Source organism: Edwardsiella piscicida, assembly GCF_001896205.1.
Classification (GTDB): Bacteria; Pseudomonadota; Gammaproteobacteria; order Enterobacterales; family Enterobacteriaceae; genus Edwardsiella; species Edwardsiella piscicida.
Genome location: NZ_MPNU01000001.1, coordinates 1,274,427 through 1,298,750 on the forward strand (window position 1 = coordinate 1,274,427; position 24,324 = coordinate 1,298,750).

General features: G+C 63.7%; 22 protein-coding genes. 10 read left to right on the forward strand and 12 right to left on the reverse strand.

Going from position 1 to position 24,324, the window contains the following annotated elements; all coding sequences use genetic code 11:
- Both BRD58_RS05740 and rdgC read right to left on the reverse strand, forming a co-directional pair.
- Window positions 1-405: NUDIX hydrolase (locus BRD58_RS05740; RefSeq protein ID WP_236721577.1), on the reverse strand; the 405-nt coding region annotated here is incomplete at its 3' end.
- 16 nt (window positions 406-421) lie between these two features.
- Window positions 422-1,333 carry a recombination-associated protein RdgC gene (gene rdgC, locus BRD58_RS05745; protein ID WP_012847938.1) on the reverse strand — a complete coding sequence of 304 codons (912 nt, stop codon included), beginning with the start codon at window positions 1,331-1,333 and terminating at the stop codon, window positions 422-424.
- Window positions 1,334-1,454: 121 nt separating this feature from the next.
- Here rdgC and mak point away from each other — a divergent pair, with 121 nt between their 5' ends.
- From mak to BRD58_RS05760, 3 genes are all read left to right on the forward strand, one after another.
- A complete protein-coding gene (mak, locus tag BRD58_RS05750) occupies window positions 1,455-2,360 on the forward strand; it encodes a fructokinase (protein ID WP_069578352.1) in 906 nt (301 codons plus the stop codon).
- A 73-nt stretch (window positions 2,361-2,433) separates the two neighbouring features.
- Entirely contained in the window at window positions 2,434-2,901 is a 468-nt protein-coding gene (locus BRD58_RS05755) for a GyrI-like domain-containing protein (protein WP_069579612.1), read from the forward strand.
- 109 nt (window positions 2,902-3,010) lie between these two features.
- Entirely contained in the window at window positions 3,011-3,370 is a 360-nt protein-coding gene (locus tag BRD58_RS05760; RefSeq protein ID WP_073381961.1) for a DUF1294 domain-containing protein, read from the forward strand.
- Window positions 3,371-3,394: 24 nt separating this feature from the next.
- On the opposite strand, the gene BRD58_RS05765 is transcribed toward BRD58_RS05760, so the two are convergent.
- Both BRD58_RS05765 and sbcD read right to left on the reverse strand, forming a co-directional pair.
- On the reverse strand, window positions 3,395-7,003 hold the full coding sequence (locus BRD58_RS05765; protein WP_321970053.1) for an AAA family ATPase: 3,609 nt from the start codon (window positions 7,001-7,003) through the stop codon (window positions 3,395-3,397).
- 88 nt (window positions 7,004-7,091) lie between these two features.
- The gene (gene sbcD / locus BRD58_RS05770; RefSeq protein ID WP_012847943.1) at window positions 7,092-8,324 is read right to left on the reverse strand and encodes an exonuclease subunit SbcD; all 1,233 of its coding nucleotides are present in this window, start codon (window positions 8,322-8,324) and stop codon (window positions 7,092-7,094) included.
- Window positions 8,325-8,516: 192 nt separating this feature from the next.
- Here sbcD and phoB point away from each other — a divergent pair, with 192 nt between their 5' ends.
- Window positions 8,517-9,206 carry a phosphate regulon transcriptional regulator PhoB gene (gene phoB, locus BRD58_RS05775; protein WP_069578355.1) on the forward strand — a complete coding sequence of 230 codons (690 nt, stop codon included), beginning with the start codon at window positions 8,517-8,519 and terminating at the stop codon, window positions 9,204-9,206.
- Between the two features lie 20 nt (window positions 9,207-9,226).
- Window positions 9,227-10,528, forward strand: a complete 1,302-nt coding sequence (phoR, locus tag BRD58_RS05780) for a phosphate regulon sensor histidine kinase PhoR (protein WP_012847945.1) — start codon at window positions 9,227-9,229, stop codon at window positions 10,526-10,528.
- 32 nt (window positions 10,529-10,560) lie between these two features.
- Here phoR and ppx read toward each other — a convergent pair whose 3' ends face one another.
- The 5 genes from ppx to purM form a co-directional block, all read right to left on the reverse strand.
- On the reverse strand, window positions 10,561-12,090 hold the full coding sequence (ppx, locus tag BRD58_RS05785) for an exopolyphosphatase (RefSeq protein ID WP_034167991.1): 1,530 nt from the start codon (window positions 12,088-12,090) through the stop codon (window positions 10,561-10,563).
- Between the two features lie 12 nt (window positions 12,091-12,102).
- Window positions 12,103-14,208 (reverse strand): polyphosphate kinase 1, encoded by a 2,106-nt coding sequence (gene ppk1 / locus BRD58_RS05790; RefSeq protein WP_012847947.1) that lies wholly within the window; start codon window positions 14,206-14,208, stop codon window positions 12,103-12,105.
- Between the two features lie 134 nt (window positions 14,209-14,342).
- The gene (gene speG, locus BRD58_RS05795) at window positions 14,343-14,885 is read right to left on the reverse strand and encodes a spermidine N1-acetyltransferase (RefSeq protein ID WP_012847948.1); all 543 of its coding nucleotides are present in this window, start codon (window positions 14,883-14,885) and stop codon (window positions 14,343-14,345) included.
- A gap of 118 nt (window positions 14,886-15,003) precedes the next feature.
- The gene (purN, locus tag BRD58_RS05800) at window positions 15,004-15,642 is read right to left on the reverse strand and encodes a phosphoribosylglycinamide formyltransferase (RefSeq protein ID WP_069578357.1); all 639 of its coding nucleotides are present in this window, start codon (window positions 15,640-15,642) and stop codon (window positions 15,004-15,006) included.
- Between the two features lie 11 nt (window positions 15,643-15,653).
- Window positions 15,654-16,697 carry a phosphoribosylformylglycinamidine cyclo-ligase gene (gene purM / locus BRD58_RS05805; RefSeq protein ID WP_012847950.1) on the reverse strand — a complete coding sequence of 348 codons (1,044 nt, stop codon included), beginning with the start codon at window positions 16,695-16,697 and terminating at the stop codon, window positions 15,654-15,656.
- A gap of 270 nt (window positions 16,698-16,967) precedes the next feature.
- On the opposite strand from purM, the gene upp reads away from it, so the two are divergent.
- The 4 genes from upp to hda all read left to right on the forward strand — a co-directional run bounded on the left by upp (window position 16,968) and on the right by hda (window position 20,536).
- Window positions 16,968-17,594 carry a uracil phosphoribosyltransferase gene (gene upp, locus BRD58_RS05810; RefSeq protein WP_012847951.1) on the forward strand — a complete coding sequence of 209 codons (627 nt, stop codon included), beginning with the start codon at window positions 16,968-16,970 and terminating at the stop codon, window positions 17,592-17,594.
- Between the two features lie 104 nt (window positions 17,595-17,698).
- Entirely contained in the window at window positions 17,699-18,976 is a 1,278-nt protein-coding gene (gene uraA, locus BRD58_RS05815; RefSeq protein ID WP_012847952.1) for a uracil permease, read from the forward strand.
- Window positions 18,977-19,247: 271 nt separating this feature from the next.
- Window positions 19,248-19,679 (forward strand): DoxX family protein, encoded by a 432-nt coding sequence (locus tag BRD58_RS05820; protein WP_012847953.1) that lies wholly within the window; start codon window positions 19,248-19,250, stop codon window positions 19,677-19,679.
- A 140-nt stretch (window positions 19,680-19,819) separates the two neighbouring features.
- The gene (gene hda / locus BRD58_RS05825; RefSeq protein WP_012847954.1) at window positions 19,820-20,536 is read left to right on the forward strand and encodes a DnaA inactivator Hda; all 717 of its coding nucleotides are present in this window, start codon (window positions 19,820-19,822) and stop codon (window positions 20,534-20,536) included.
- A 51-nt stretch (window positions 20,537-20,587) separates the two neighbouring features.
- Here the strand turns inward: hda and arsC are convergent, their stop codons facing one another.
- Window positions 20,588-20,941 (reverse strand): arsenate reductase (glutaredoxin), encoded by a 354-nt coding sequence (arsC, locus tag BRD58_RS05830; protein ID WP_012847955.1) that lies wholly within the window; start codon window positions 20,939-20,941, stop codon window positions 20,588-20,590.
- A 57-nt stretch (window positions 20,942-20,998) separates the two neighbouring features.
- Window positions 20,999-22,480, reverse strand: coding sequence for a beta-barrel assembly-enhancing protease (bepA, locus tag BRD58_RS05835; RefSeq protein ID WP_015461165.1), 1,482 nt, complete (start codon window positions 22,478-22,480; stop codon window positions 20,999-21,001).
- Between the two features lie 245 nt (window positions 22,481-22,725).
- Between bepA and BRD58_RS05840 the strand changes: the two genes are divergently transcribed.
- Window positions 22,726-23,805, forward strand: a complete 1,080-nt coding sequence (locus BRD58_RS05840; protein WP_012847957.1) for an AI-2E family transporter — start codon at window positions 22,726-22,728, stop codon at window positions 23,803-23,805.
- Between the two features lie 43 nt (window positions 23,806-23,848).
- Here the strand turns inward: BRD58_RS05840 and bcp are convergent, their stop codons facing one another.
- Window positions 23,849-24,319, reverse strand: a complete 471-nt coding sequence (gene bcp / locus BRD58_RS05845) for a thioredoxin-dependent thiol peroxidase (protein WP_015461166.1) — start codon at window positions 24,317-24,319, stop codon at window positions 23,849-23,851.
- Window positions 24,320-24,324: the final 5 nt, after the last annotated feature.

Below are 24,324 nucleotides of genomic sequence, written 5' to 3' on the forward strand. Positions count from 1 at the left end.
GTGGCGGAACTCCGTCAGCACCCGACGTACGTAGGGCAGGGTCTCCTGCGGCAGCGCATCGGGGGCGAACCAGGTCAGCGCGTCGCACTTGTGCGGCTCCCGGTTATCGATGACGGCGTCGTCATCCGCCAGATAAAACCACTGATCGACATAGGTGCGATCGGCGCTGCGGCGGTGCAGGGTGTAGACATGGCGCAGCGCGGCGGGGTCCCGCGTTAGCCCTATCTCCTCCTGCGCCTCGCGCGCCATCGCCTGGCTCGCGGACTCGCCCGCTTCGACGTGTCCGGCGGGCAGCGACCAACAGCCGTCGGCAAAGCCGGTATTGGCGCGGCGGGCCAGTAGAAAGCGGCCGTCGCGCTCCAGGATCAGGTATACCGCATGGTAGATCATCGCATGTCCAGGCACGGTTGCCTCCCGGCGTTTACTGCGCCGCCTCACCGCCCAGGGCGGCGATCAGCTCGTCGATTAATACCGCCAGCTCGCCGGTCATCAGGGCGAAGTCGGCGTCAAAGCGCAGGGCGGCGTCTTCACGATCGATATCTTCATTCTGATCGCGCAGGGTTTCCGAGAACTTCAGGCGCTTAACGGCGCCGTCGTCGGCCAGCACCAGCTGAATGCGCTCGCGCCAGTCCAGCGCCAGCTTGGTCACCAGCTTACCGGCCTCGATATGCACGGCGATCTCATCGCACACCAGCTCCTGCTGTTTGCAGCGAATAACGCCGCCCTCGTCCAGGATAGCCTTCAGCTCGGCCTCGTCCTGCAGGCTGAAGCCCGCCGGGGTGTTGCCGCTGCGTACCCATTCGGTCAGGGTCATCTCGATGGGTTTATCCAGCGTCAGCGGCACGACGGGCAGGGAGCCCAGGCTCTTGCGCAGCAGCGCCAGCACGTCTTCCGCCCGCTTGGCGCTGGCGGCGTCCAGCATGATCAGGTTGTTGACGCTGTCTATCCACAGCCAGGTCTGGTTAAAGCGGCTGAAGGCGCGCGGCAGCAGGCTGTGCAGCACCTCATCCTTCAGCGCGTCTTTTTCGGTTTTTTTCAGCTTGCGGTGCTGCTCACCCTCTAGCCTTTCGATTTTGGCCTGCAGCGCCTGCTTGAGCACCGGCGCCGGCAGGATCTTCTCCTCTTTGCGCGCGCACAGCAGGATCTGCCCGTTGGCGCAGTGGGTCAGCGCGTCGCTGCCGCCGCCGAGGGGGGGAACCCAGCCGGTGCGCGACATATCCTGACTGCCGCAGGGGGTAAATGCCATGGCGCTGAGCTGGGACTCCATCTCTTGCGCCACCAGCGGAATTTCACGGTTCAGACGGTAAATTAACAGGTTCTTAAACCAGAGCATGAGGCATTTTTCCGGAAAAAAAGGTGGGAGTTAGCGGCGTCAATGATAGCGAATTCTCCCCGTTTCTTCACGGAAAAACTCCGCTACTATGGGCACCGGATGAGTGATACAGGAGACGCCGATGCGTATCGGGATTGATTTGGGCGGCACCAAGATTGAGGTGCAGGCTTTGGGGGATCGCGGGGAAACCCTGTTTCGGCGGCGGGTTGCCACCCCGCGCCATGACTATGCGGCGACGCTGGCGGCGATAGTCCAGCTGGTGGCGGACGCCGAGGCGCACTGCGGCGAGCGCGCCTCGGTCGGGGTCGGTATTCCCGGTACGCTGTCCCCGTTTAGCGGGCGGGTTAAGAACGCCAACTCGACCTGGCTGAACGGCTCGACGCTGGACGCCGACCTGTCCGCCCTGCTGAAAAGAACGGTGCGGTTGGCCAACGATGCGAACTGTCTGGCGGTATCGGAGGCGACCGACGGCGCGGCGGCCGGCGCCCGGGTGGTCTTTGCCGTGATTATCGGCACCGGCTGCGGCGCGGGGATTGCGCTGGATGGCCGGGTGCACGCCGGCGGTAACGGCATCGCCGGCGAGTGGGGGCATAACCCCTTACCCTGGCAGGATGACGCCGAACGGGCGGCGTCAGCGGCGCAGCCCTGCTACTGCGGCAAACAGGGCTGCATTGAAACCTTTGTCTCCGGCAGCGGATTCTGCGCCGACTACCGGCGCCACGGCGGGGCGGCGCTTGACGGGGCGCAGATCATGGCGCGGGCCGATGCGGGCGATGCGTCGGCCTTGGCGGCCATCGCCCGCTATGAGCAGCGTCTGGCGCGTGCGCTGGCGCAGACCATTAACACGCTGGATCCGGACGTGATCGTGCTGGGCGGCGGCATGAGCAACGTGAGCCGTCTGTATCGTACCCTGCCGGATCTGATCACCCCCTGGGTGTTCGGCGGCGAGTGCCGCACCCCGATTCGCCCGGCGCAGCACGGCGACGCCAGCGGCGTGCGCGGCGCCGCGTGGCTGTGGCCTGCGTAACGGCGGGCTGGTCGGCGATTTGCCATACTGGCAGAGGCGCCGCCGTGGCGCGAGAGAGCGGGAGAGGATGGATATGCAGGTGAAGATCGTGAGTTTAGCGGCGCAGCCGCTGTTCGCCCTGCGCGTGCAGGGGCCGTTTGCGCAGTCGCTGGGGCCGGGATTTGAGCGGCTGATGGCGTGGTCGACGCGCCATAGCCTGCAGGGGCAGTGGATGGCGCTGTACTATGATAATCCCCGCGAGGTTGCGCCAGAGGCACTGCGGGCGGATGTCGCCCTGACGACGGCGACAACAGCGCTCCCGTCAGATGGTGAGGCGTCCGGGATCCGTTGGGACACGTTGGCTGGGGGCCTGTATGCGCTGGCGCAGGTGCGGGTCATCGATAATGATTTTGCCACGCCGTGGGTAGCGCTGTTTGACCAGGCGCTGCCTGCCAGCGGCTATCGTCCGGACGGCGGTCCCTGCTTTGAGCGCTATCTGAGCGATGGTCGAGCCAGCGGTGAGTGGCTGCTGGAGCTGGGCGTGCCGGTCAGAAAAAGCTGAAAATGCCCGGTTGCCGCCGCCGGGGTGCCGGAGCGAGGCCCCCGGCAATTGTCGTTTCGCCGCGGACGCGCGAATATAGGCGGACTTTGTCACAGTTTATTGCAATTAAATGAAACCAACCCTGATCTGCGATGGTGCACTGGCGCTGACGCTGACGCTGACGCTGCCGTTCTGTCTGCTGACGCCCCATCCGCTGTGGTATTGGCTGGCGTTGGTGAACCTGTGGACCCTGCTGATGTACGGCTATGACAAGCTGGCGGCGGTGCAGGCGCGGTGGCGTATCCCTGAGCGCACGCTGCTGCTCGGCGGCGTCCTCGGGGGCTGGCCGGGCGGGCTGCTCGGCCAGGCGCTGTTTCAGCATAAAACCCGTAAGATGGCGTTTCGCAACGCCTTCATGCTGTCGGTGGTGGCCAACCTGGCGCTGCTGCTGATCCTCTGGTACTGGCTGTACGGGCGCTGGCTGCTGTAGCGGTACGCCGGCGCCCGCGCCGGCTTATGACTCCCCGTCGCCGCTGACGCGATAGCGACTGTCGAGGCGGCTAAAGCCCAGTCCGTTGATTTTTTTCACCCGGATCTGCAGCGGGATCCGCTCCTTCATCGCCTCGACGTGGCTGATGACGCCGATGGTTTTACCGCTGGCGTTCAGGGTATCCAGCGCGTCCAGCGCGGTATCCAGCGTCTCGGCATCCAGCGTGCCAAATCCCTCATCCAGAAACAGCGAGTCGATGCGGGTCTTGTGACTGACCAGATCCGACAGCGCCAAGGCCAGGGACAGGCTGACCAAGAAACTTTCGCCGCCGGAGAGGGTGCGGGTATCGCGCCGCGCATCCGCCTGCCAGGTATCGACGACCTCCAGCTCCAGGGTGTCGCCCTCTCGGCGCAGCAGCTGGTAGCGTCCGTGCAGGCGCATCAGCTGGCGGTTGGCCAGATAGACCAGATGGTCCAGCGTCAGCCCCTGAGCAAACTTGCGGAACTTGTCGCCGCTGCTGGAGCCGATCAGCTGATTGAGGTAGCTCCAGTCCTGATACGCCCGTTCGCGCTGGGCTATCTCGGCCAGCCAGCTCTGCTGGCTGTGGCGCCGCTGGGTGTCGCTGTGCAGCTGCTGCTGCAGCTCGCCCTGCTGCAGGCTATGCTGGCGCAGCTGCTGCGTCAGTGCGCTACAGCGCTGCTCCAGCCACGGGTCGTCGTCGTCGATATGCAACTCCTGCGGGCGGGTCGCCTCACCCTGGGCAACGGCCTGCTGAGCCTGCGCCAGCAGGGCCGCGCTTTGCTGCCGCTGCCGCTGGGCGTCGTCGCGCAGTGCCGTGAGCTGCCGCTGCTCCTCTTCCGTCAGCATCGCAGCCAGCAGAGCGGCGTCGTCGCTAAAGGGGGAGTCGGCCAGCGCAGACTGCCAGCGCTGACGCAGCGGCAGCAGGCGCTGGGTCAGCGTCTGCTGCTGCTGGCGGGCGGCGCTCAGCTCGCCCTCCAGTCGCTCATACTGCTGCTGCCAGCGCTGACTTTCCGCCAGCGCGGCGCTCTGACGCTGCTCCAGCGCCTGCTCTTGGTGCAGCAGCTCGGCCTGAACGTCCGCGATCGGGCGGCCGTCGAGCAGGGCGCGCCGCTGGGCCAGCAGAAGGGCCCGCTGCTCATCCAGCGTCTGACGCTCGCGCGTCAGCGTCTCGTGGTGCTGTGTCTGCGTCGTCAGCTGCTGCTGCAGCAGGCGTAGCTGCTGCTCTAGGCTGAGCGCCTGGGTCTGCAGCTGCTGGTGCTGCGCCTGCGCCTGCTGCCAACGCTGCCACTCGTCGCGTCGCGCCGCCAGCCAGCGCTCGCTCTGTGCGGCATCGGGCGCCGTCAGTTCGCCGTCGGCCAGATCGTCGGCTATCTGCTGTGTCAGACTCTGCTGCTCCTGCTCGGTCTGTTGCCATTGGCGCTCGCACTCCGCGCGGCGGGTCTCCTGGGTTTGCAGCGTCTGCAGCAGCAGACTTTGCGCATGCTGCTCCTGGCTCAGCCGCCCGCTGGCCTGGGTCAGGGCGTCGCGCGCCCGCTGCAGGCGCTGTGCCAGTGCCTCTCCCTGAGCCTGCAGGCTGTCCAGCTCGCGGCGCCGCTGGGCGCAGCGCTGCAGGTAGTCGGCGAGGGCCGTCTCATCCTCCAGCGCCAGCGCTAGCCCCAGCGCGTCACAGATCTGCTGCCAGCGCGCGCGCTGCTGGGTCAGCGTCTGCTGCAGCTGCTGGGCTTCGCTTTCCAGCTGGGCGCACTGCGCCGCGGCTTGAGCCGCGCGTTCGCTCAGCGCTCCGCCTTCCCGTCCCAGGCGCTCGACCTCCTGGCTGAGGCGATCGCGGCGCCGTTGGCTGTCGCTGAGCGCCGGGGGCTGGTAGCTGGCCGCCAGCGGGTGATCGCATGCGCCGCACAGCGGGCAGGGTTCGCCCTCACGCAGGCTGGCGCGCTCCGTTTCCAGGCTGATCAGTCGCATCTGCAGCGCTATCTGCTGCTCCAGATCCTGCAGGTGCTGGCGCTTATCCGCGTACTGACGCCGCTTCTCCGCGAGCTGCTGCTCCAGGATTAGACGCTCGCGCTGCAGTGCGCCATCGCGCGCCTGCAGCGCCTGTATGCGCGCCATCTCCTGCAGGGCCAGCGGCTGCAGCGCGATCAGCTGCTGGCGATCGTCATCGCCCTGCTGCAGGGTCGTTCGCGCCTGCGTTACGTGTTCGGCGGGGTGGTGGCGCTGCCACGCTTGCAGCTCGGCCTCCTGCGTCTCCAGCGCCTGACGCAGACGCTGCTCGTCCTGCTGCAGGCCAAGCAGGGTCTCCTGGCGCGCATCGCGCTGGCGGCACAGGTGCTGTATCTCCTGCTGCAGCCGCGTCCGCTCGGCGCTCAGCCGTAGCCCGTCGTCGCTGAGCACGCCGCGGCGCTCCAGCAGCATCTGCCAGCGCGGCAGCCGTTCGCCCCACTGGGCGTGCTGCCGGGCGGCGTCCAGCTGCCGCTGCAGCGCGGCGTGCTGCTGTCGCTGGGCCTCCTGCTGCGCGCTGAGCTGCTGTTGCTGCGCCTGCAGATCCTGCAGCTGGCGCTGACTCTCCTGCCACTGCTGCGACAGCCGCTGTTCGGCCTCCTCCTGTTTGCTCAGCGCATTGTCCAGCGGTAGCACTCGCTCGGCGATCAGCGCCTGCGTTTCATCACGGCGCTGGCGCAGCTGCTGCCAGGCTTGCTGCGCCTGCTGTAGCGCCTGCTGCAGCGGCGCCCGCTGGGCGGCCGCCGCCTGTAGACGCGCCTCCAGCTGATGCTGCTGGGCGTCGGCCTGGCGTAGATCCTCCTCGGCCTGGGTCAGGCTCTGGTAATACGGCCGCAGCCGCAGCGCGGGTTCGGCGTGGGTCAGCCGCAGCAGCTGCGGCTGAAGGGCGAGCCAGTGCTGCTCGGCCTGGGCGGCCTGCGTCTGTGCCTGGCTCAGCGCCTGGCGCTGCTCCTGCTGACGCCGTAGCCACGCCTGCTGCTGCTGCGCCTGCGTCAGCTGAGCGCGCAGCGCCTGCTCCTGCGTTTGGGCGTGGGTCAGGCTGGCCTGCAGCGCCTCGCGCTGGGCGTCGCTGAGCAGCTCAACGCCGGCGGCGCGTTCGCGCAGCGCGTCCAGATCGCTCTTGGCCTGCTTAAAGCGGGCGAAGACCGCCTCGGAGAGGCGCCCGTAGATCTCGGTACCGGTCAGCTCCTCCAGCAGCTCGGCGCGTTTGCCGGCATCGGCGTTGAGGAACGCGGCGAACTCCCCTTGCGACAGCATCATCGACTTGGTAAAGCGGCCAAAGTCCAGGCCGGTCAGTTCGGCGATGGTTTTTAGCTTATCGCTGATTTTATCGCACAGGATCGTACCGTCATCCAGCCGCGCCAGCTCGGCGCGTATCGCCTGCAGCTTGCCGTCGGGGCGGTTGTTGGCGCGCCGCTGGCTCCAAAAGGCGCGGTAGCCTATCCCCTTGACCTCAAACTCCACCTCGGCCAAGGATTCGGCGGTGCCGCGGGTCATCAGCTCATTCTGGCTGGCGGAGATGGTGTCCAGACGCGGGGTCTGGTGGTACAGCGCCAGACAGATGGCGTCCAGCAGGGTGGTTTTTCCCGCGCCGGTGGCGCCGGTAATGGCAAACAGCCCGCTATCGCAGAAGGGGGGGCGCTGAAGTCAATTTTCCACTCGCCGCGCAGCGAGTTGATGTTCTTAAAGCGTAGACTGAGGATCCTCATGCCTGCGTCTCCTCGGTATCGGGGTCTAGCGTTATCTCCTGCAGCACCTGCTGGAACAGCCGCTGCGCCCGCGCTTGCTGCTGAGGATCGCTCTCCTGCTCCAGCGCCAGGCGTCGGCTAAATACGTCGTCGGGGGTCAGCTCGCTCAGGGTCTCGCCGGCCTGCATGGTCAGGGCGCGCTGACGCTGCTCACGGCTGCGCCGCAGCAGCAGGATCTCCACCGGCAGCGTCTCCGCCTGCTGCTGCAGTGTGCGTTCGCTTTCGCTGAGCCAGCCGTCGCTGTCGATCTCGATGTCCAGCCAGACCGGCTTGTCCGTCGCCAGTGGGCGCAGGGCCTCCATGGCTGCGCCAATCTCCGTCAGCGAGCCCTTGAGCAGGCGCATCGGCTGGGTCTGGGGGATGGGCAGCTGGGTTATCTGCGGCGCGCTGCCGTACGCTAAGGTCACCAGGCAGACGCTTTTGCTGCTGCCCAACTCGTCAAAGCTCAGGGGGATCGGGGAGCCGCTGTAGCGAATATGCTCCGCGTGACCGACTCGCTGCGGGCGGTGAATATGCCCCAGGGCGATATAGTCTGCTGGGGGAAAGGCGCTGGCCGGCAGGGCATCCAGCGTGCCGATATAGATATCGCGCACCGATTCGGAGCCGCTGGCGCCGACGGTGGTCAGGTGGCCGGTGGCGACGATCGGCAGCGGCTGCGCTAGCGAGGCCTGCAGCGCCAGCGCACGCTGATACAGGGCGTGGTAGTGATCGCTGATGGCCTGCTGCAGCGCCAGCTGCTTCTCCGCGGCGGACTGGCCGGCGCGGCTTTGCAGCAGGTCGCGCGGTCGCAGAAAGGGAACGGCGCACAGGATGGCGCCGGGGCTGCCGTCGCGTCGCCGCAGCAGCAGCGGCGCATCGTCGGCGTGGGCGCCCGCGATCACCTGGGTATGCAGGCAGGCCAGCAGCTCGCGGGATTCGTTGAGGGTCGCCACCGAGTCGTGGTTACCCGCCAGGACGATCAGCTGACAGCCGCGTCCCTGCAGCGCCACCACAAAGCGGTTGTACAGTTCACGGGCATAGCTGGGCGGCGTTCCGGTATCGAACAGATCGCCGGCCACGATGATGGCGTCGGCCTGCTGCTGCTCGGCCTGCAGCAGCAGCCAGTCGAGAAACGCACGGTGTTCATCGGCGCGGCTTTTACCGTAGAAATGCTGGCCAAGGTGCCAGTCGGAGGTATGGATCAGACGCATGGTGTCCCTTGCTTGGCAACGGAGGGCGCGCCCGCGGCGGCGGGCGGAGGATATGGCGGCCAGTATACCCGGCGCGACAAAAGGGCGCCAACCCGTTGGCCGCGGCGGCGAGAGGGGATCTCTTTTTTTTCATAAATCTGTCATAAAAATGACGCATAATTGCAGCGGATGACAATTAACCGGGAAGTCAGTATGACCATACGCATTTTAGTCGTAGAAGATGAAACGCCCATCAGGGATATGGTGAGTTTCGTTCTGGAGCAGAACGGCTATCAGCCGCTGGAGGCGGAGAGCTATGACGGTGCGTTAAGCCAGCTGTGCGAGCCTTACCCCGATCTGATTCTGCTGGACTGGATGCTGCCCGGCGGCTCGGGTATCCAGCTTATCAAGCAGCTGAAGCGGGAGCCGGCGACCCGGGAGATTCCGGTGATGATGCTGACGGCGCGCGGCGAAGAGGAGGATCGGGTGCGCGGTCTGGAGGTGGGCGCCGATGACTACATTACCAAGCCGTTTTCGCCCAAAGAGCTGGTGGCGCGGATCAAGGCGGTGATGCGCCGCATTTCGCCGATGGCGCTGGAGGAGACCATCAACCTGCAGGGGCTGAGCCTCGATCCCGTCTCGCACCGGGTGACGGCCCAGGACGACGCGGTGGAGATGGGGCCGACCGAATTTAAACTGCTGCACTTCTTTATGACTCACCCTGAGCGGGTTTACAGCCGCGAACAGTTGCTCAATCATGTCTGGGGCACTAACGTGTATGTGGAGGATCGTACCGTCGATGTCCACATTCGCCGTCTGCGTAAGGCGCTGGAGGGCAGCGGGCACGATCGCATGGTGCAGACCGTGCGCGGTACCGGCTACCGTTTCTCCGCCCGTTTCTGATCGGCGACGGAGTTCTGACTGTGCTAGATAAACTCTCCTGGAAGACGCTGCTGTCTGAGCTGCTGCTGTGCTGCGTGCCGGCGCTGCTGCTCGGCGCGCTGTTCGGCTATTTACCCTGGTTTTTACTGTCGGCGCTGTGCCTGCTGCTGCTGTGGCACGGCTGGAATCAGCTGCGGCTCTCCCACTGGCTGTGGGTGGATCGCAGCATGACGCCGCCCAGCGGGCGCGGCAGCTGGGAGCCGCTGTTTTACGGGCTGTATCAGATGCAGCAGCGCAATCGGCGGCGGCGGCGTGAGCTGGCTTTGCTGATCAAACGCTTCCGCAGCGGGGCGGAGTCGCTGCCCGATGCCATCGTGATGCTGACCGATGAGGGCAACATCTTTTGGTGTAACCATCTGGCGCAGCATCTGCTGGGGTTCCGCTGGCCGGAGGATAATGGGCAGAATATCCGCAATCTGCTGCGCTATCCCGAATTTAGCCGTTATCTGGGCGACGCCGACTACGCTCGGCCGCTGACGCTGCACCTGAACAGCGGGCGCTATATGGAGTTTCGCCTGATGCCCTACAGCGAGGGGCAGATGCTGATGATCGCGCGCGATGTGACCCAAAAGCGCCAGTTGGAGGGTGCGCGGCGCAACTTTTTTGCCAACGTCAGCCATGAGCTGCGCACGCCGCTGACGGTGCTGCAGGGCTATCTGGAGATGTTTGGCGACGATGCCATGCCGGCGCCGCAGCGGGAGAAGGCGCTGCTGACCATGCAGGCGCAGGCGCAGCGTATGGATGGACTGGTTCGGCAGCTGCTGGTGCTGTCGCGGATTGAGGCGGCGCCGGACATCGATCTCAGCGCGGTGGTCGATGTCCCGGCGATGCTGCATATGCTGGAGCGCGAGGCCAACGCGCTGAGCGACGGCCAGCACACGCTACGCTTTAGCATTGATGATGGCCTGCGGGTGCGCGGCAACGAGGAGCAGCTGCGCAGCGCCGTCTCTAACCTGGTGTATAACGCGATCAACCATACGCCGGCGGGAACGCAGATTAGGGTATGCTGGCAGCGCACCGCGCAGGGGGCCTACTTTAGCGTGCAGGACAATGGGCCGGGCATCGCTCAGGAGCACCTCAGCCATCTGACCGAGCGCTTTTACCGGGTCGACCGCTCCCGCTCTAGCCGCACCGGCGGCAGCGGGCTGGGACTGGCCATCGTCAAGCATGCGCTGCAGCACCACGAGGCGCAGCTGGCGATCGATAGCGCTCTCGGGCAGGGAACCCGCTTCGCGTTTACCCTGCCGTCCCATCTGGTGTTCAACGGCGCACCGTCGGCCTGATTAGCGCGGGCTCGCGTGCGCGTCGGCGCGCGCTAGTCCTCTAGCTGCGCTTCGATCACCAGGCTCCAGCCGTCGACGCTGCGCCAATACGCCTGCTCCTTCTCCACGTCCAGCTGCACCAGGCTATTTTGCCGCAGATAGTGGGGCGGGAAGCGCAGCACCCACTGAAAACCATGGGTCTCCAGCTGCAGCGTCGCGGGCGGCGCGGTGGACTGGCGCTGATTGTTGAGCAGGGTAGCCAGACGCAGGATCTGGATCAGCGGCAGATACTGTTTTTTCTTAAACAGGGTGAAGCGCGGCAGCTCCTCCAGCCGCAGCGCCTTGCGCTGGCAGCGTACCAGCGTCGCCAGCATCAGCTGCTGCTCCTGGGTGAATCCGGGCAGATTGGTATTTTGCAGGATATAGGCCGAGTGGCGCTGCATGCCGCTGTGGTTGATGCTCAGCCCCACCTCGTGCAGCGCGGCCGCCCAGTTGAGCAGCGCCTCTAGCTGCGGATGCACCAGCCGCGGGTTTTGCACCATCCACTGCGCGTAGAGCTGCTGCGCGCTGGCCTGCACGCGCTGGGCCTGCTCACGGTCAATATTGTAGTGCTCGGCCAGGCTGAGCGCGGTGCGGCTGCGGATATCCTGGTGGCGGAAACGCCCCTCCATCTCATACAGTACCCCTTCGCGCAGCGCACCGTCCGACAGGCGCAGCTGCTTTATCGCCAGCGCGTCGAACACCCCGCACAGAATGGCCAGCCCCGGAACGAAGACCTGGCGGCGATCCTCGGACAGCCCCGGCAGACGCAGGCGATCGACGTGGTCGTAGCGCAGCACCTCGTCGCACAGCATCGCCAGACGCGCCGGAGTGAGCAGCCCATCTTTTTCGCCCATGGCGACCAGAACCTCATAGGCCGCCTTAATGGAGCCGGAGGCGCCCAGCGCGGCGCTCCAGCCCTGAATGCGGTACTGCCAGGCCATGTTCTCCAGCTTTTGCGCCGCGGCCAGGCGGGCGCGCTGAAAACCGGCGGCGCTGATGACGCCGCCGGTAAAGAACTGCTGGGCAAAGCTGACGCAGCCCATGCGCCGACTCTCGACCAGAATCGGGTCAAAGTCCTCGCCGATCACCATCTCCGTGGAGCCACCGCCGATATCGATCACTAGCTTGCGGCCCTTCTCGGGCTGGGTGTGGGCGACGCCCATAAAGATCAGGCGCGCCTCTTCATGGCCGGAGATGATCTCGATGGGATAGGGGATCACCTTGGCGGCGCGCTTGAGGAACTCCTGGGCATTGTTGGCCTGGCGCAGGGTATGGGTGCCAACGATGCAGACGTTTTCCGCCGGAAAGCCCTGCAGGCGCTCGGCGAACAGGGCCAGGCAGGCCAGGCCGCGCGCCATGGACTCCTCGCTCAGGCACTGATGCTGATCCAGGCCGTCGGCCAGATGGACGCGCTGCTTTAGCCGCCCCAGCACCTGCAGCGCGCCGTTGACGACGCGCGCGATCACCATATGAAAACTGTTGGAGCCGAGATCGACGGCGGCGATCTCCTGCGGACGGGGCGAAGTGGGAATCAGCGGCATAGGCAGTCCGGTTCAGTCATGGGTCGGCGGCACGGGGAGCTCTCGCGCCTGCTGGGCGTCGGCATGTTCCAGCGCCCGGATGTAATCATAGATGGCCAGCTGTGAGCGCACTTTGCGGCGGTTGCCGCGCGGCACATAGCGGTTGCTCAGCTCCCGATCGAGGTAGCGGGCCTTGACGGTATCGCTGAACTGCAGCTCCAGCAGATCCAGCACCCGCTGGCGCAGCAGGGGATCGAGCAGGCTCACCGCCACCTCAATGCGGTAGTCGATGTTGCGGGTCATCCAGTCGGCCGATGAGAGAAAGACCTGCGGATCGCCGTGGTTGTCAAAGACATAGACCCGGGCATGCTCCAGGAAGCGATCGACGATGCTGATGGCGCTGATATTATCACTGACTCCCGGGATCCCCGGCACCAGCGCGCACATGCCGCGCACCAGCAGGCGGATTTTTACCCCGGCGCTGGAGGCCGCGTACAGACGGTCGACCAGCCCTTTATCCACCAGGTTGTTGATCTTAAGAGTGATCCCGGCGCTCAGCCCGGCCTGGGCATGGGTTATCTCCTGATCGATCAGCTGATACAGCATGCGGCGTGAGTTCTGCGGGGAGACCATCAGGTGTTCGAAATTAACCGGGCGATAGGGGTTTTCGATAAAGTTGAATACCCGGCGGACTTCGTTGGTGATACGGGCATCGGCGGTCAGCAGCGAATAGTCGGTGTACAGCCGGGCGGTTTTCTCGTTGAAGTTACCGGTGCCGATATGGGCATAGCGCACGATGTCGTCGCCTTCGCGGCGCGAGATCAGGAACAGCTTGGCGTGGATCTTCAGCCCCGGGGCCGAGAATATCACGTGTACGCCGGCCTCCGTCAGCCGCTTGGCCCAGTGAATGTTAGCCTCTTCATCGAAGCGCGCCTGCAGCTCCACCACCACCGTGACCTTCTTGCCGTTGTGGGCCGCATGGATCATCGATTCGATGATACGGGAGTTCTTGGCCACCCGGTAGATATTGATCTTAATCGCCAGTACGCTGGGGTCGAAGGAGGCCTGGCGCAGCAGCTCCAGCACGTGCTCGAAGGTGTGATAGGGGTAGTACAGCAGCACGTCGTGGTCGCGGATGGCGTCGAAGCCGTTACGGAAGCGATCGAACCAGACGTGGCGCAGGCGCGGCAGCGGGCGATTGAGCAGGTTGGCCTTACCGACGTTGGGAAACTTGATGAAATCCTTAAAGTTGTGGTAACGCCCCCCGGCGATGACTGAATCGTAGGAGGAGATGCCCAGCCGACGGGTCAGCAGGCTGACCAGCTCGTCGGGCATGTCGCGCTGGTACACAAAGCGCACCGGCTCGGCGGTCAGGCGCTGCTTGAGGCTAGAGGACATCAGCTCCATCAGGCTGGACTCCATCTCCGTCACCAGATCGTATTCGGCGTCGCGGGTCATCTTCATCGAATAGGCGTTCAGGGTGTGGTAATCGAAGAAGCCACAGAAGATGTCATCCAGGCAGTAGCGCAGAATGTTGTCCACCAGAATCATTGGCTTGCGTCGGCGCGGCGTCTCCGGCGGCAGCATGATGAAGCGCTCGACCTTGTCGGAGGGGATCTCCAGCAGCGCATAGCGGGTCTGCTGGCCGCTGACGATCTCCACCGCCAGATAGGTGTAGTCATCCTTGAGGAAGGAGACCAGATCGGTCTCCTCATCGAGCATGATCGGCGTGATATGCTGGCGCAGATGGTTGCGGTAGTACTGCCGTAGCCACACCTGCTGGTTTTCGGAGAGCTGGCGTTCGTTGATCAGGAAGATCTGATTGCGCGCCATCTCCAGCAGCAGGTCGTTGTACAGGGAGTCGAACTCCTGATCGGCCTTGAGCACCTTGGCCTGGATCTGCTGCAGCAGGTGGCGTGAACTGCCGTTATCCGTGCCCTGCTCCTCGCTGATCAGTATGCGGCGCTTCAGCTCGGCGAAGCGCACCTTATAGAATTCGTCCAGGTTGCTGGAATAAATGCCGAGAAAGCGCATGCGCTCGATCAGCGGGTTGCTTTTATCGGCGGCCTCCTGCAGTACGCGCTCATTGAAGGATAGCCAGCTGAGCTCTTTGTCGATATAGCGCTTTTCCTGCCCCATTGTGACTCCAGTACCAAAGCAAAAACGATCCGTCCCGCGCTGCGCGGGGCGGCTGCCCGGCGGTGATACCGCCGTGGACGGAACATTGCCCTACTATTATGGCGAGTCTGCGGGGGGAAAGTCCAACCGCGGCGCTATACGCCCGGCGCCGGTGCGCGGTACATGGCCAGATAGCGGTGCTGGAACATGCACATGCGGATGGCGTTGCGGTACTCGCCGTTGATGAAAAACTCGTGGATCAGCTCCCCCTCGACCTCAAAGCCCAGCTTGCTATAGATATGGATAGCCTTGTGGTTCTCTTTGTCGACGATCAGGTACAGCTTATACAGGTTGAGCACGGCAAAGGCGTGCTCCATGGCCAGCTGCGCCGCGCGGCTGGCGTAGCCGTGTCCCTGATGGGCGGGATCGATGATGATTTGAAACTCGGCGCGGCGGTGAATATGGTCGATTTCGACCAGCTCAACCAGCCCTATCTTGGTGCCGTTCTGCTCGACCACAAAGCGGCGCTCGCTCTGATCGTGGATATGCTTGTCGTACAGTTCGGCCAGCTCGACAAAGGCGATGTAGGGCTCCTCAAACCAATAGCGCATCACGCTGGCGTTGTTATCAAGCTGGTGGACAAACGGCAGGTCTTCCCGTTCCAGGGGATGTAGCCTGACGTAACTCTCGCTGGACATAATCGTTCCTCTCGTCGCAGGGAATGGGCGGCCGAGGCCGCCGGATAGGGAACGATATTATAACCGCTGTTTATTAATAACTGCAGGGGGCGACGGCGTCGATACGGTCGCCGCGTGGCTAATCGCTGGCGTACCCCTGCGGCGGCAGCGCCTGTCCGTCCAGCCAGGCCAGACCGTCGCGCTGTCGTAGACGATCGCTGCAGAACCAGGCGACCGCCAGCGGATAGATGGCGTGCTCCTGTACCTGCACCCGAGCGGCGATCTCGGCGACGCTGTCGTCGGCGAAGATCGGTACCTGGGCCTGCAGCACCACCGGACCGCCGTCCAGCGCGTCGCTGACAAAGTGAACGGAGGCGCCGTGCTGGGTATCGCCATTGTCCCGGGCCCGGCGGTGGGTATCCAGACCGGGGTAGCGCGGCAGCAGCGAGGGGTGAACGTTGAGCATGCGCCCGGCGAAGCGCTGGACAAAGGCCGGCGAGAGGATGCGCATATAGCCGGCCAGCACCAGAAGGTCAGGATGATAGGCGGCGATCTGCGCCGCCAGCGCCATGTCGAAGGCCTGGCGGTCGGGGTAGTCATCCGCACACAGGGCGCACGCGTTAATGCCGGCTCGGCGCGCGCGCGCCAGTCCGTGGGCGTCGGCGCGGTTGCTGAAAACGGCGACGATGCGCCCTGGAATCCGTCCGGCGGCGCAGGCGTCGATCAGCGCCTGCAGATTGCTGCCTTGGCCGGAGATCAGCACGACGATACGCTTCATGGCATGCCCCCTCAGCGCAGGATCTCGACCTGCGGCTCGTCGCCCTGCGCCTCGGCGATATGGCCCAGCAGCCAGGCCTGTTCGCCGGATTGGCTCAGGCGCGCCAGCGCGGAGTCGACCTGTGCCTGCGGCAGGGCGATTACCATCCCGACGCCGCAGTTAAAGGTGCGGTACATTTCGCGGCGGCTGACGTTGCCGGTCTGCTGCAGCCAGTCGAAGACGGCCGGCCACTGCCAGCTGCCTTCGTCGATGACGGCCTTGGCGCCGGCCGGTAGCACGCGCGGAATGTTCTCCCAGAAGCCGCCGCCGGTGAGATGGGCGAGGGCGTGCACCTCATGGCTGGCGATCAGATCCAGACAGGCGGCGACGTAGATACGGGTCGGCGCCAGCAGGTGGTCGGCCAGCGGGCGCCCGGCCAGCATGGTCGTGCGCGGATCGCAGCCGCTGACCTCCAGGATCTTGCGGATCAGCGAGTAGCCGTTGGAGTGTGGCCCGCTGGCGGCCAGGGCGATCAGGGCATCGCCGGGGCGCACCTGGCTGCCGTCGATAATCTGGGACTTCTCGACCACGCCGACGCAGAATCCGGCCACGTCGTAGTCTTCGCCGTGGTACATGCCGGGCATTTCAGCGGTTTCTCCGCCCACCAGCGCACAGCCGGCCTGTTTACAGCCCGCCGCGATCCCGCCGATGACGCTCGCCGCGGTATCGACGTCGAGCTTGCCGGTGGCGTAGTAATCCAGGAAAAACAGCGGCTCGGCGCCCTGAACCACCAGGTCGTTGACGCACATGGCCACCAGATCGATACCGATGCTGTCGTGGCGCTGCAGATCCATCGCCAGACGCAGCTTGGTGCCGACGCCGTCGGTACCGGAGACCAGCACCGGCTCACGGTATTTTTGCGGCAGCGCGCACAGTGCGCCGAAGCCGCCCAGGCCGCCCATCACTTCAGGTCGGCGGGTCTCTTTGACGACGCCTTTAATTCGGTCAACCAAAGCGTTGCCAGCATCAATGTCTACGCCGGCGTCTTTGTAACTGAGAGCGGTTTTGTCGGTCACTGCGTAAATCCCCATGGCGGTTAGGCGTGGTCCGTCGGCAGCGCGATGAGGCGTCCGCGAACCCTGCGGAAAAAGTCAGGCGGCGCAATTCTAGCAGCCAAAGCAAACGTTTGCTATCCCGTAATGCCCGACGGTAACGTTTTCGCGCGACAGGTAATAGAGTGTTTCTTTATTGATTGAGATCATGCTTTTTCCTCTGGCAAGCGGGCGAAAAGGCGGTATAATCTCGCGATTTTTTTGGGCGCAGAACAGCTACATGGGAGAAAAAAAATGAAGATCGTTGAAGTGAAACACCCGCTTGTGAAACACAAACTGGGTTTGATGCGTGAAAATGACATCAGCACCAAACGATTCCGTGAACTGGCCTCTGAAGTGGGCAGTTTGCTGACCTATGAAGCGACCGCAGACCTCGAAACAGAAAAAGTAACCATTGATGGTTGGTGCGGCCCGGTCGAAGTTGAACAGATTAAAGGGAAAAAGATCACCGTGGTGCCGATCCTGCGCGCAGGACTGGGCATGATGGAAGGGGTGCTGGAGCATGTGCCGAGCGCCCGTATCAGCGTGGTGGGGATCTACCGTAACGAAGAGACGCTGGAGCCGGTTCCCTATTTCCAGAAACTGGTCTCCAACATCGATGAGCGTATGGCGCTGGTCGTCGACCCGATGCTGGCCACGGGCGGCTCCATGATCGCCACCATCGATCTGCTGAAGAACGCCGGCTGCCGCTCCATCAAGGTGCTGGTGCTGGTGGCGGCGCCGGAAGGCATCGCCGCGCTGGAGAAGGCGCACCCGGACGTGGAGCTGTACACCGCCTCCATCGATCGGGGCCTAAACGATAAGGGTTACATTATTCCGGGTCTAGGCGACGCCGGCGATAAAATATTTGGTACCAAATAACCCGTGAGCCGACTCGTTAGTCGGCTTTTTTTTGGCGTGACGCCGGGAGCGTCACGCCCCTTTCAAACACCAACACTATCGATTAACGAGAGAGGAAATACACCATGACCCGTCGCGTCATCGGCGTCAGCGAGCGTCCGCCGCTTCTGCAAACGATTCCGTTGAGCTTTCAGCACCTGTTCGCCATGTTTGGCGCCACCGTGCTGGTTCCCATTCTGTTTAAGATCAACCCAGCGACGGTACTGCTGTTCAACGGCATCGGCACTCTGCTGTATCTGTTTATCTGTAAAGGCAAGATCCCGGCCTATCTCGGCTCCAGCTTTGCCTTTATTTCACCGGTGATGCTGCTGCTGCCGCTAGGCTATGAGCTGGCGCTGGGCGGCTTTATCGTCTGCGGCGCGCTGTTCTGTCTGGTGGCGTTGATTGTGAAAAAAGCCGGCACCGGCTGGCTGAACGTGATCTTTCCCCCGGCGGCAATGGGGGCGATTGTGGCGGTGATTGGCCTGGAGCTGGCCGGCGTGGCGGCCAATATGGCCGGCCTGCTGCCGGCCGACGGCGCCCGCGCCGACGGCACCACCATCACCATCTCCATGGTGACGCTGGCGGTGACGGTGCTGGGCTCGGTGCTGTTCCGCGGCTTTTTGGCCATCATCCCGATCCTGATCGGCGTGCTGGTAGGCTACGCGCTCTCCTTCTTTATGGGCGTGGTGGATATTACGCCGATCAAAGAGGCCCACTGGTTTGCGCTGCCAACCTTCTATACGCCGCGCTTTGAGTGGTTCGCCATTTTGACCATCCTGCCGGCGGCGCTGGTGGTGATTGCCGAGCACGTCGGCCACCTGGTGGTGACCGCCAATATCGTGAAGAAAGATCTGATGCGCGATCCGGGCCTGCACCGCTCCATGTTTGCCAACGGCTTCTCCACCATGTTCTCCGGCTTTTTCGGCTCGACGCCGAACACCACCTACGGCGAAAACATCGGCGTGCTGGCGATCACCAAGGTCTACAGTACCTGGGTGATCGGCGGTGCGGCGGTGCTGGCGATTCTTCTCTCCTGCGTCGGTAAGCTGGCGGCGGCGATCCAGGTGATCCCGGTGCCGGTGATGGGCGGGGTCTCCCTGCTGCTGTATGGCGTGATCGGGGCGTCCGGGATCCGGGTGCTGATCGACTCCAAGGTCGACTACAACAAGGCGCAGAACCTGATCCTGACCTCGGTCATCCTGATCATCGGCGTCAGCGGTGCCAAGGTGCACATCGGCGCCGCGGAGCTGAAGGGCATGGCGCTGGCGACCATCGTCGGTATCGGGATGAGCCTGCTGTTCAAGCTGTTCAGCCTGATGCGCAAAGAAGAAGAGATTATTGAGCTGCCGGAGGATATCTAACGCCGCCGACGGGAGCCGGGCGGAGTCCGGCTCCCACCTTTCCGCCCGCGTGCGTCGCGATGATGCGGGGCGGATCCACCGCACGCAATGTCCTCTTTTCTCTATGCCCTGTGGTTATGTTAAGCGCGTTAGGGCGCGCTGCCGCCGCTGGCTATTCTCTTGATCCTGCTTCTTTTTATTTATCTTCCTCCTCGGTGAGGGTGGCGTTGGCGCCGCGTCAGTGGGCTTCCCGGCCCGTAAGGATATTTAACTGTGAAAAAGGATTTATCTCATGAATGTATTCCTGCTGCGCCTGAACCATCTGTTGCACAATGAGGATCTCGGTAAATTGCTGCTGCGTATCACGCTGGGCGGCCTGATGCTGTTTCATGGCGTCAATAAAGCCGCCTTCGGCCTGACGGGCATCAATGCGCTGCTGGCGGCTAAGGGGCTGCCGGCGTTTCTCGGCTACGGCACCTACGTTGGGGAGCTGCTGGCGCCGGCGCTGATCGTGCTGGGGGTGTTGGTTCGGCCTTCGGCCCTGATCATGGCGTTTACGATGCTGTTCGCCTGGTATTTGGTCCACGTTGGCGATACTTTCAGCCTGACGAAGAGCGGCGCATCGGCGATTGAGAGCCTGCTCTATTACGGCGTGGGTGGCCTGGCGCTGGCCTGCCTGGGGACGGGGAACTATTCCATATTGAAGACGGCGCGCTGGCGTTAGCGCCGCGTAGGGCCGCCGCCGGGGCGCGCCGCGGGTGGGGGGATAGGGCGCGCCCCGGCGTGGGTTTTTAGCGCCGCGGCGTGATTAGCGCATGCCTGTGCGCATTTCTGTGTTAAACTGAAAGCGTTTTTTGCAAGTTCATGTCTGAGGTGAATCTGAACACGCCCACCCAGCTTTCATTGCCGCTCTATCTGCCCGACGATGAAACCTTTGCCAGTTTCTACGCGGGGGAGAATGCCGCGCTGCTCGCTGCGCTGCAGAATGCATTACGTCAAGAGCACGGATCCTACATCTATTTCTGGTCACGCGAGGGCGGCGGACGCAGCCATCTGCTGCATGCGGCCTGCGCCGAGCTGTCGCAGCGCGGCGAAGCGGTCGGGTTTGTGCCGCTCGATAAGCGGGCCTACTTTGTCCCCGAAGTGCTGGACGGCATGGAGCAGCTGGCGCTGGTCTGTATCGATAATATCGAATGTATCGCCGGCGATGAGGCCTGGGAGATGGCCATCTTCAATCTGTATAACCGTATTCAGGAGAGCGGACGCACCCGCCTGCTGATCACCGGCGATCGTCCGCCGCGCCAGCTCAATCTGCGGCTGCCCGATCTGGCCTCGCGCCTGGACTGGGGGCAGATTTATAAGCTGCAGCCGCTGGGCGATGAGGAGAAGCTGCAGGCGCTGCAGCTGCGCGCCCGTCTGCGCGGCTTTGAGCTGCCGGAGGACGTGGGTCGCTTTCTGCTTAAGCGTCTGGATCGTGAGATGCGCACCCTGTTTATGACCCTGGATCAGCTCGATCGGGCCTCTATCGCCGCCCAGCGTAAGCTGACCATCCCCTTCGTTAAAGAGACGCTGCTGCTGTAGCCGAGCGGCGATCTATGTCGCGCGCCGGACTCGCCCGGCGTACAACGCTATTTACAGAATTTCCAGCACCTGCTGCGGCGGGCGGCCCAGGCGCGCCCGCGGGCCGTTGACCACGATGGGGCGCTCTATCAGCGAGGGGTGCGCGACCAGCGCGGCGATCAGCGCGTCCTGGTCCAGCGTCGGGTTGTCCAGATCCAGCTGCTGATACAGATCGTCGCCCCGTCGCATCAGTTGACGCGCGGAGTCAAAGCCCAGCGCGGCGAGCAGGCCACGCAGCGCGTCGGCATCCGGCGGCGTCTCCAGATACGGTACGATCTCGGGATGGATACCGCGCTCTTCCAGCAGCTGCAGCGTGGCGCGGCTCTTAGAGCAGCGGGGATTGTGATAGATAACGACGGAGGACATAGGGGCTCCTGTAGTTAGGGGAAATTCCCCGGCGCCCGCGGCGCCGGGGCGTGAGCATCAGCGGCGCTGGTACTGTTTAAAGCGCTCCTGCAGCTGACGCAGCTGATCGATACGGGCGTCATAGCGCGCCTGCTTCAGGCTGCCGAGGGGCATCAGCGCGCTGGCGTTGCCCAACAGCCCGATCGCCTGCTGCAGTTCGCCGGTCAGCGCCAGCTGTTCGGCGCGGGCGGCCAGCTCCTCGTCGCGCAGCCCCTGTGCGGCGCTGGCCTGCGCCAGCAGATCCCAGCCGTTGACATCGTCGGGGTGGCTGTAGGTATAGCGATACAGCAGGCGAGAGGCCTGGGGCGCCTTTCCGCCCTGAATATAGGCGTTGGCCAGATTGATCTGCAGAACGGGGTCGCTGCGATTTTTTGCCAGCGCGGCCTCCAGACGGGCGATGGCCGCCGCCGCCTGCTTCTGGTTGAGGTCGATATCGGTCATCAGGTCGATATACCAGACGTTGTCGGGATCGGCCGTCAGCAGCGGCTGCAGGGTGCGGCGCGCGTCGTCAAACTTGTTGGCCTGAGAGAACAGGATGGCCCGCCCATAGCGCGCCGCCTGCTGCTCGCGCACGTTGCCGCGCGCCAGCGTATCCAGCATGTCGCTGCTGAGATAGCCGCCGTCGAGGTCGTTACCGCTGTACATGCCCAGGGTGCGCACCTTGGCCAGCAGGTAGTCGAGCGAGGACTGAACCGGGTGGGGGCGCATCTGGTTGGCGCGGTTGCGGGTATCGGTCAGGCGGCTGTCCGGCAAGGGGTGGGTCAGCAGGATCTCCGGCGGCTTGGAGGAGTAGCGCGACTGGTCGGCTAGCTTTTGCAGAAAGTTGGGCATGGCCTGGGGATCGAATCCGGCGCGCTGCAGCACCTGAATACCGATGCGATCGGCCTCCTGCTCATTCTGCTGGGTAAAGCTGATGATCCCCTGCTGGGCTCCCGCCAGGGTGCCGGTCAGGGCGGCCATGCCCGCCTGCGGGCTGGCCATCGCCAGCAGGATGGAGCCGAGGGCGCCGACCCAGGTCAGCGGCGCCGTGCGCTGCTGCTCCTCCATCGCCCGCGCCAGGTGGCGCTGGGTGACGTGGGAGATCTCATGGGCCATCACCGAGGCCAGCTGGCTCTCATTGTCGGTATAGCGGAACAGGGCGCTGTGCAGCACCACGTTGCCGCCGAAGAAAGCAAAGGCGTTGATGTCGTCATTGCGAACCAGATAGAAGTGGAAGGGGGTGCGCACGCCGTCGGCGTGGGAAACCAGGCGCTCTCCCAGCCGGTTGATATAGCCGTCGAGCAGGGGATCGTTAATCAGCGGCGCGCTGGCCCGCAGCTGGCGCACGTAAAAGTCCCCCATCGCCAGCTCTTGATTGATGCTGAGGATATTGCCGGCGGTGGTGCCGATATCCGGCAGCGATTGATCCTGTATGGCGGCGGCGTGCAGCGAGGGCGCGGCGCCGAATAGCCCGCCCGCCAGCAGCAGGGCGATAAGCGATCTGTTGAACCGTAAAGTCATGAGTGACGCTTCCAAGGCAACGATAGACATTTGACGCCGATCCCGGCGAAGAGTTCTTCTTCCCGCACCCGCTCTCTATTACACTAGGCCAGATAAAGGGCCGTGTCCTGCAATAACCTGACGTTTGTCCATTCTGCCACTATTGCTCGGCCGTGCCAAAACTTGTTGGTTACTATTTATAATGTTGTTATGTAACGGAATTTATGGAGCAGTCGCGCCGCGGCGCAGAATGAAGGAGTATAACCGTGCTTGAAATGCTGAGGCAGTGGTACCGGCGCCGCTTTACCGACCCCCAGGCGATCGCCCTGCTGACCATCCTGTTGGTGGGATTTTGCATTATCTATTTCTTTAACGGCATCCTGGCGCCGCTGCTGGTTGCCATTGTCCTGGCGTACCTGCTGGAGTGGCCGACCCATAAACTGCAGCTGGTTGGCTGTTCGCGGCTATGGGCAGTCTGCGTGGTGCTGCTGCTGTTTATCGGGATTGTGCTGCTGACGATGCTGGTGGTGATCCCGATCGCCTGGCAGCAGGGGTTGGCGCTGATGAGCGACATGCCGAAGATGGTGACCCGCTTTTATGAGTATGCCGCCACGCTGCCGCGCCGCTACCCGGCCCTGATGGATGCGGGCATTATCGATGTGGTGGTCGAGAACCTGCGCGCGCGGATGGCGCTGATGGGTGAGTCGGTGCTGAAGTTCTCCCTGGCGTCGCTGGTCGGGCTGGTCACGCTGGCCATCTATCTGGTGCTGGTGCCGCTGATGGTGTTCTTTCTGCTCAAGGATAAGGGGCAGATGCTCAATGCGCTGCGCCGGGTGCTGCCGCGCGAGCGCGGCCTGGCCGGCCAGGTCTGGCTGGAGATGAATCAGCAGATCACCAACTATATCCGCGGTAAGGTGGTGGAGATGCTGGTGGTCGGCGTGGCGACCTATCTGGTGTTTCTGGTGCTGGGATTGAACTATGGCCTGCTGCTGGCGGTGCTGGTCGGCGTCTCGGTGCTCATTCCCTATATCGGCGCGGTGCTGGTGACCATTCCGGTGGTGCTGGTGGCGCTGTTTCAGTGGGGGATGGGGGCGGATTTCTGGTCGCTGTTCATCGCCTATCTGGTGGTGCAGGGGCTGGACGGTAACGTTCTGGTGCCGCTGCTCTACTCCGAGGCGGTTAACCTGCATCCGCTGGTGATCATTCTGTCGGTGATCATCTTTGGTGGACTGTGGGGATTCTGGGGGGTTTTCTTTGCCATCCCGCTGGCGACCCTGGTGAAAGCGGTGATCCACGCCTGGCCGGATGACTTCGGTAATGACGCGACGCCCGGTGCCAACGGGTAGCGCCTAGACGGGCGCGGCGCCAGAGGGCGTCGCGCCGCGGGCGTTACGGGTGGCTGCGCAGGTACTCCAGCACCACGTCGCTGTGGTTGCTGGTTTTAAACCCCTCGAACACGTGTTCAATGCGGCCGCTGCCGTCGATCAGAAAGCTGATGCGGTGAATGCCGTCATAGGTTTTCCCCATAAAGGTTTTCTCTCCCCATACGCCAAACAGGGCGGCGACCCGGTGCTCTTCATCGGACAGCAGGGTAAAGTTCAGCAGCTCCTTCTCCGCAAAGCGGGAGAGCTTTTCCGGTTTATCGGTGCTGATCCCCAGCACCTCTACGCCGTACTGTTTCAGCTCATTCATGCTGTCGCGCAGCCCGCAGGCCTGTACGGTACAGCCTGGGGTCATGGCTTTGGGATAAAAGTAGACCAGTACTCTCTGGCCCTGGAAGTCGGCCAGACCGATCTGCTCACCGTCTTGATCCAATAGGGTAAACTGTGGCGCGATGCTACCGGCTTGCAATGGACTCATTACGA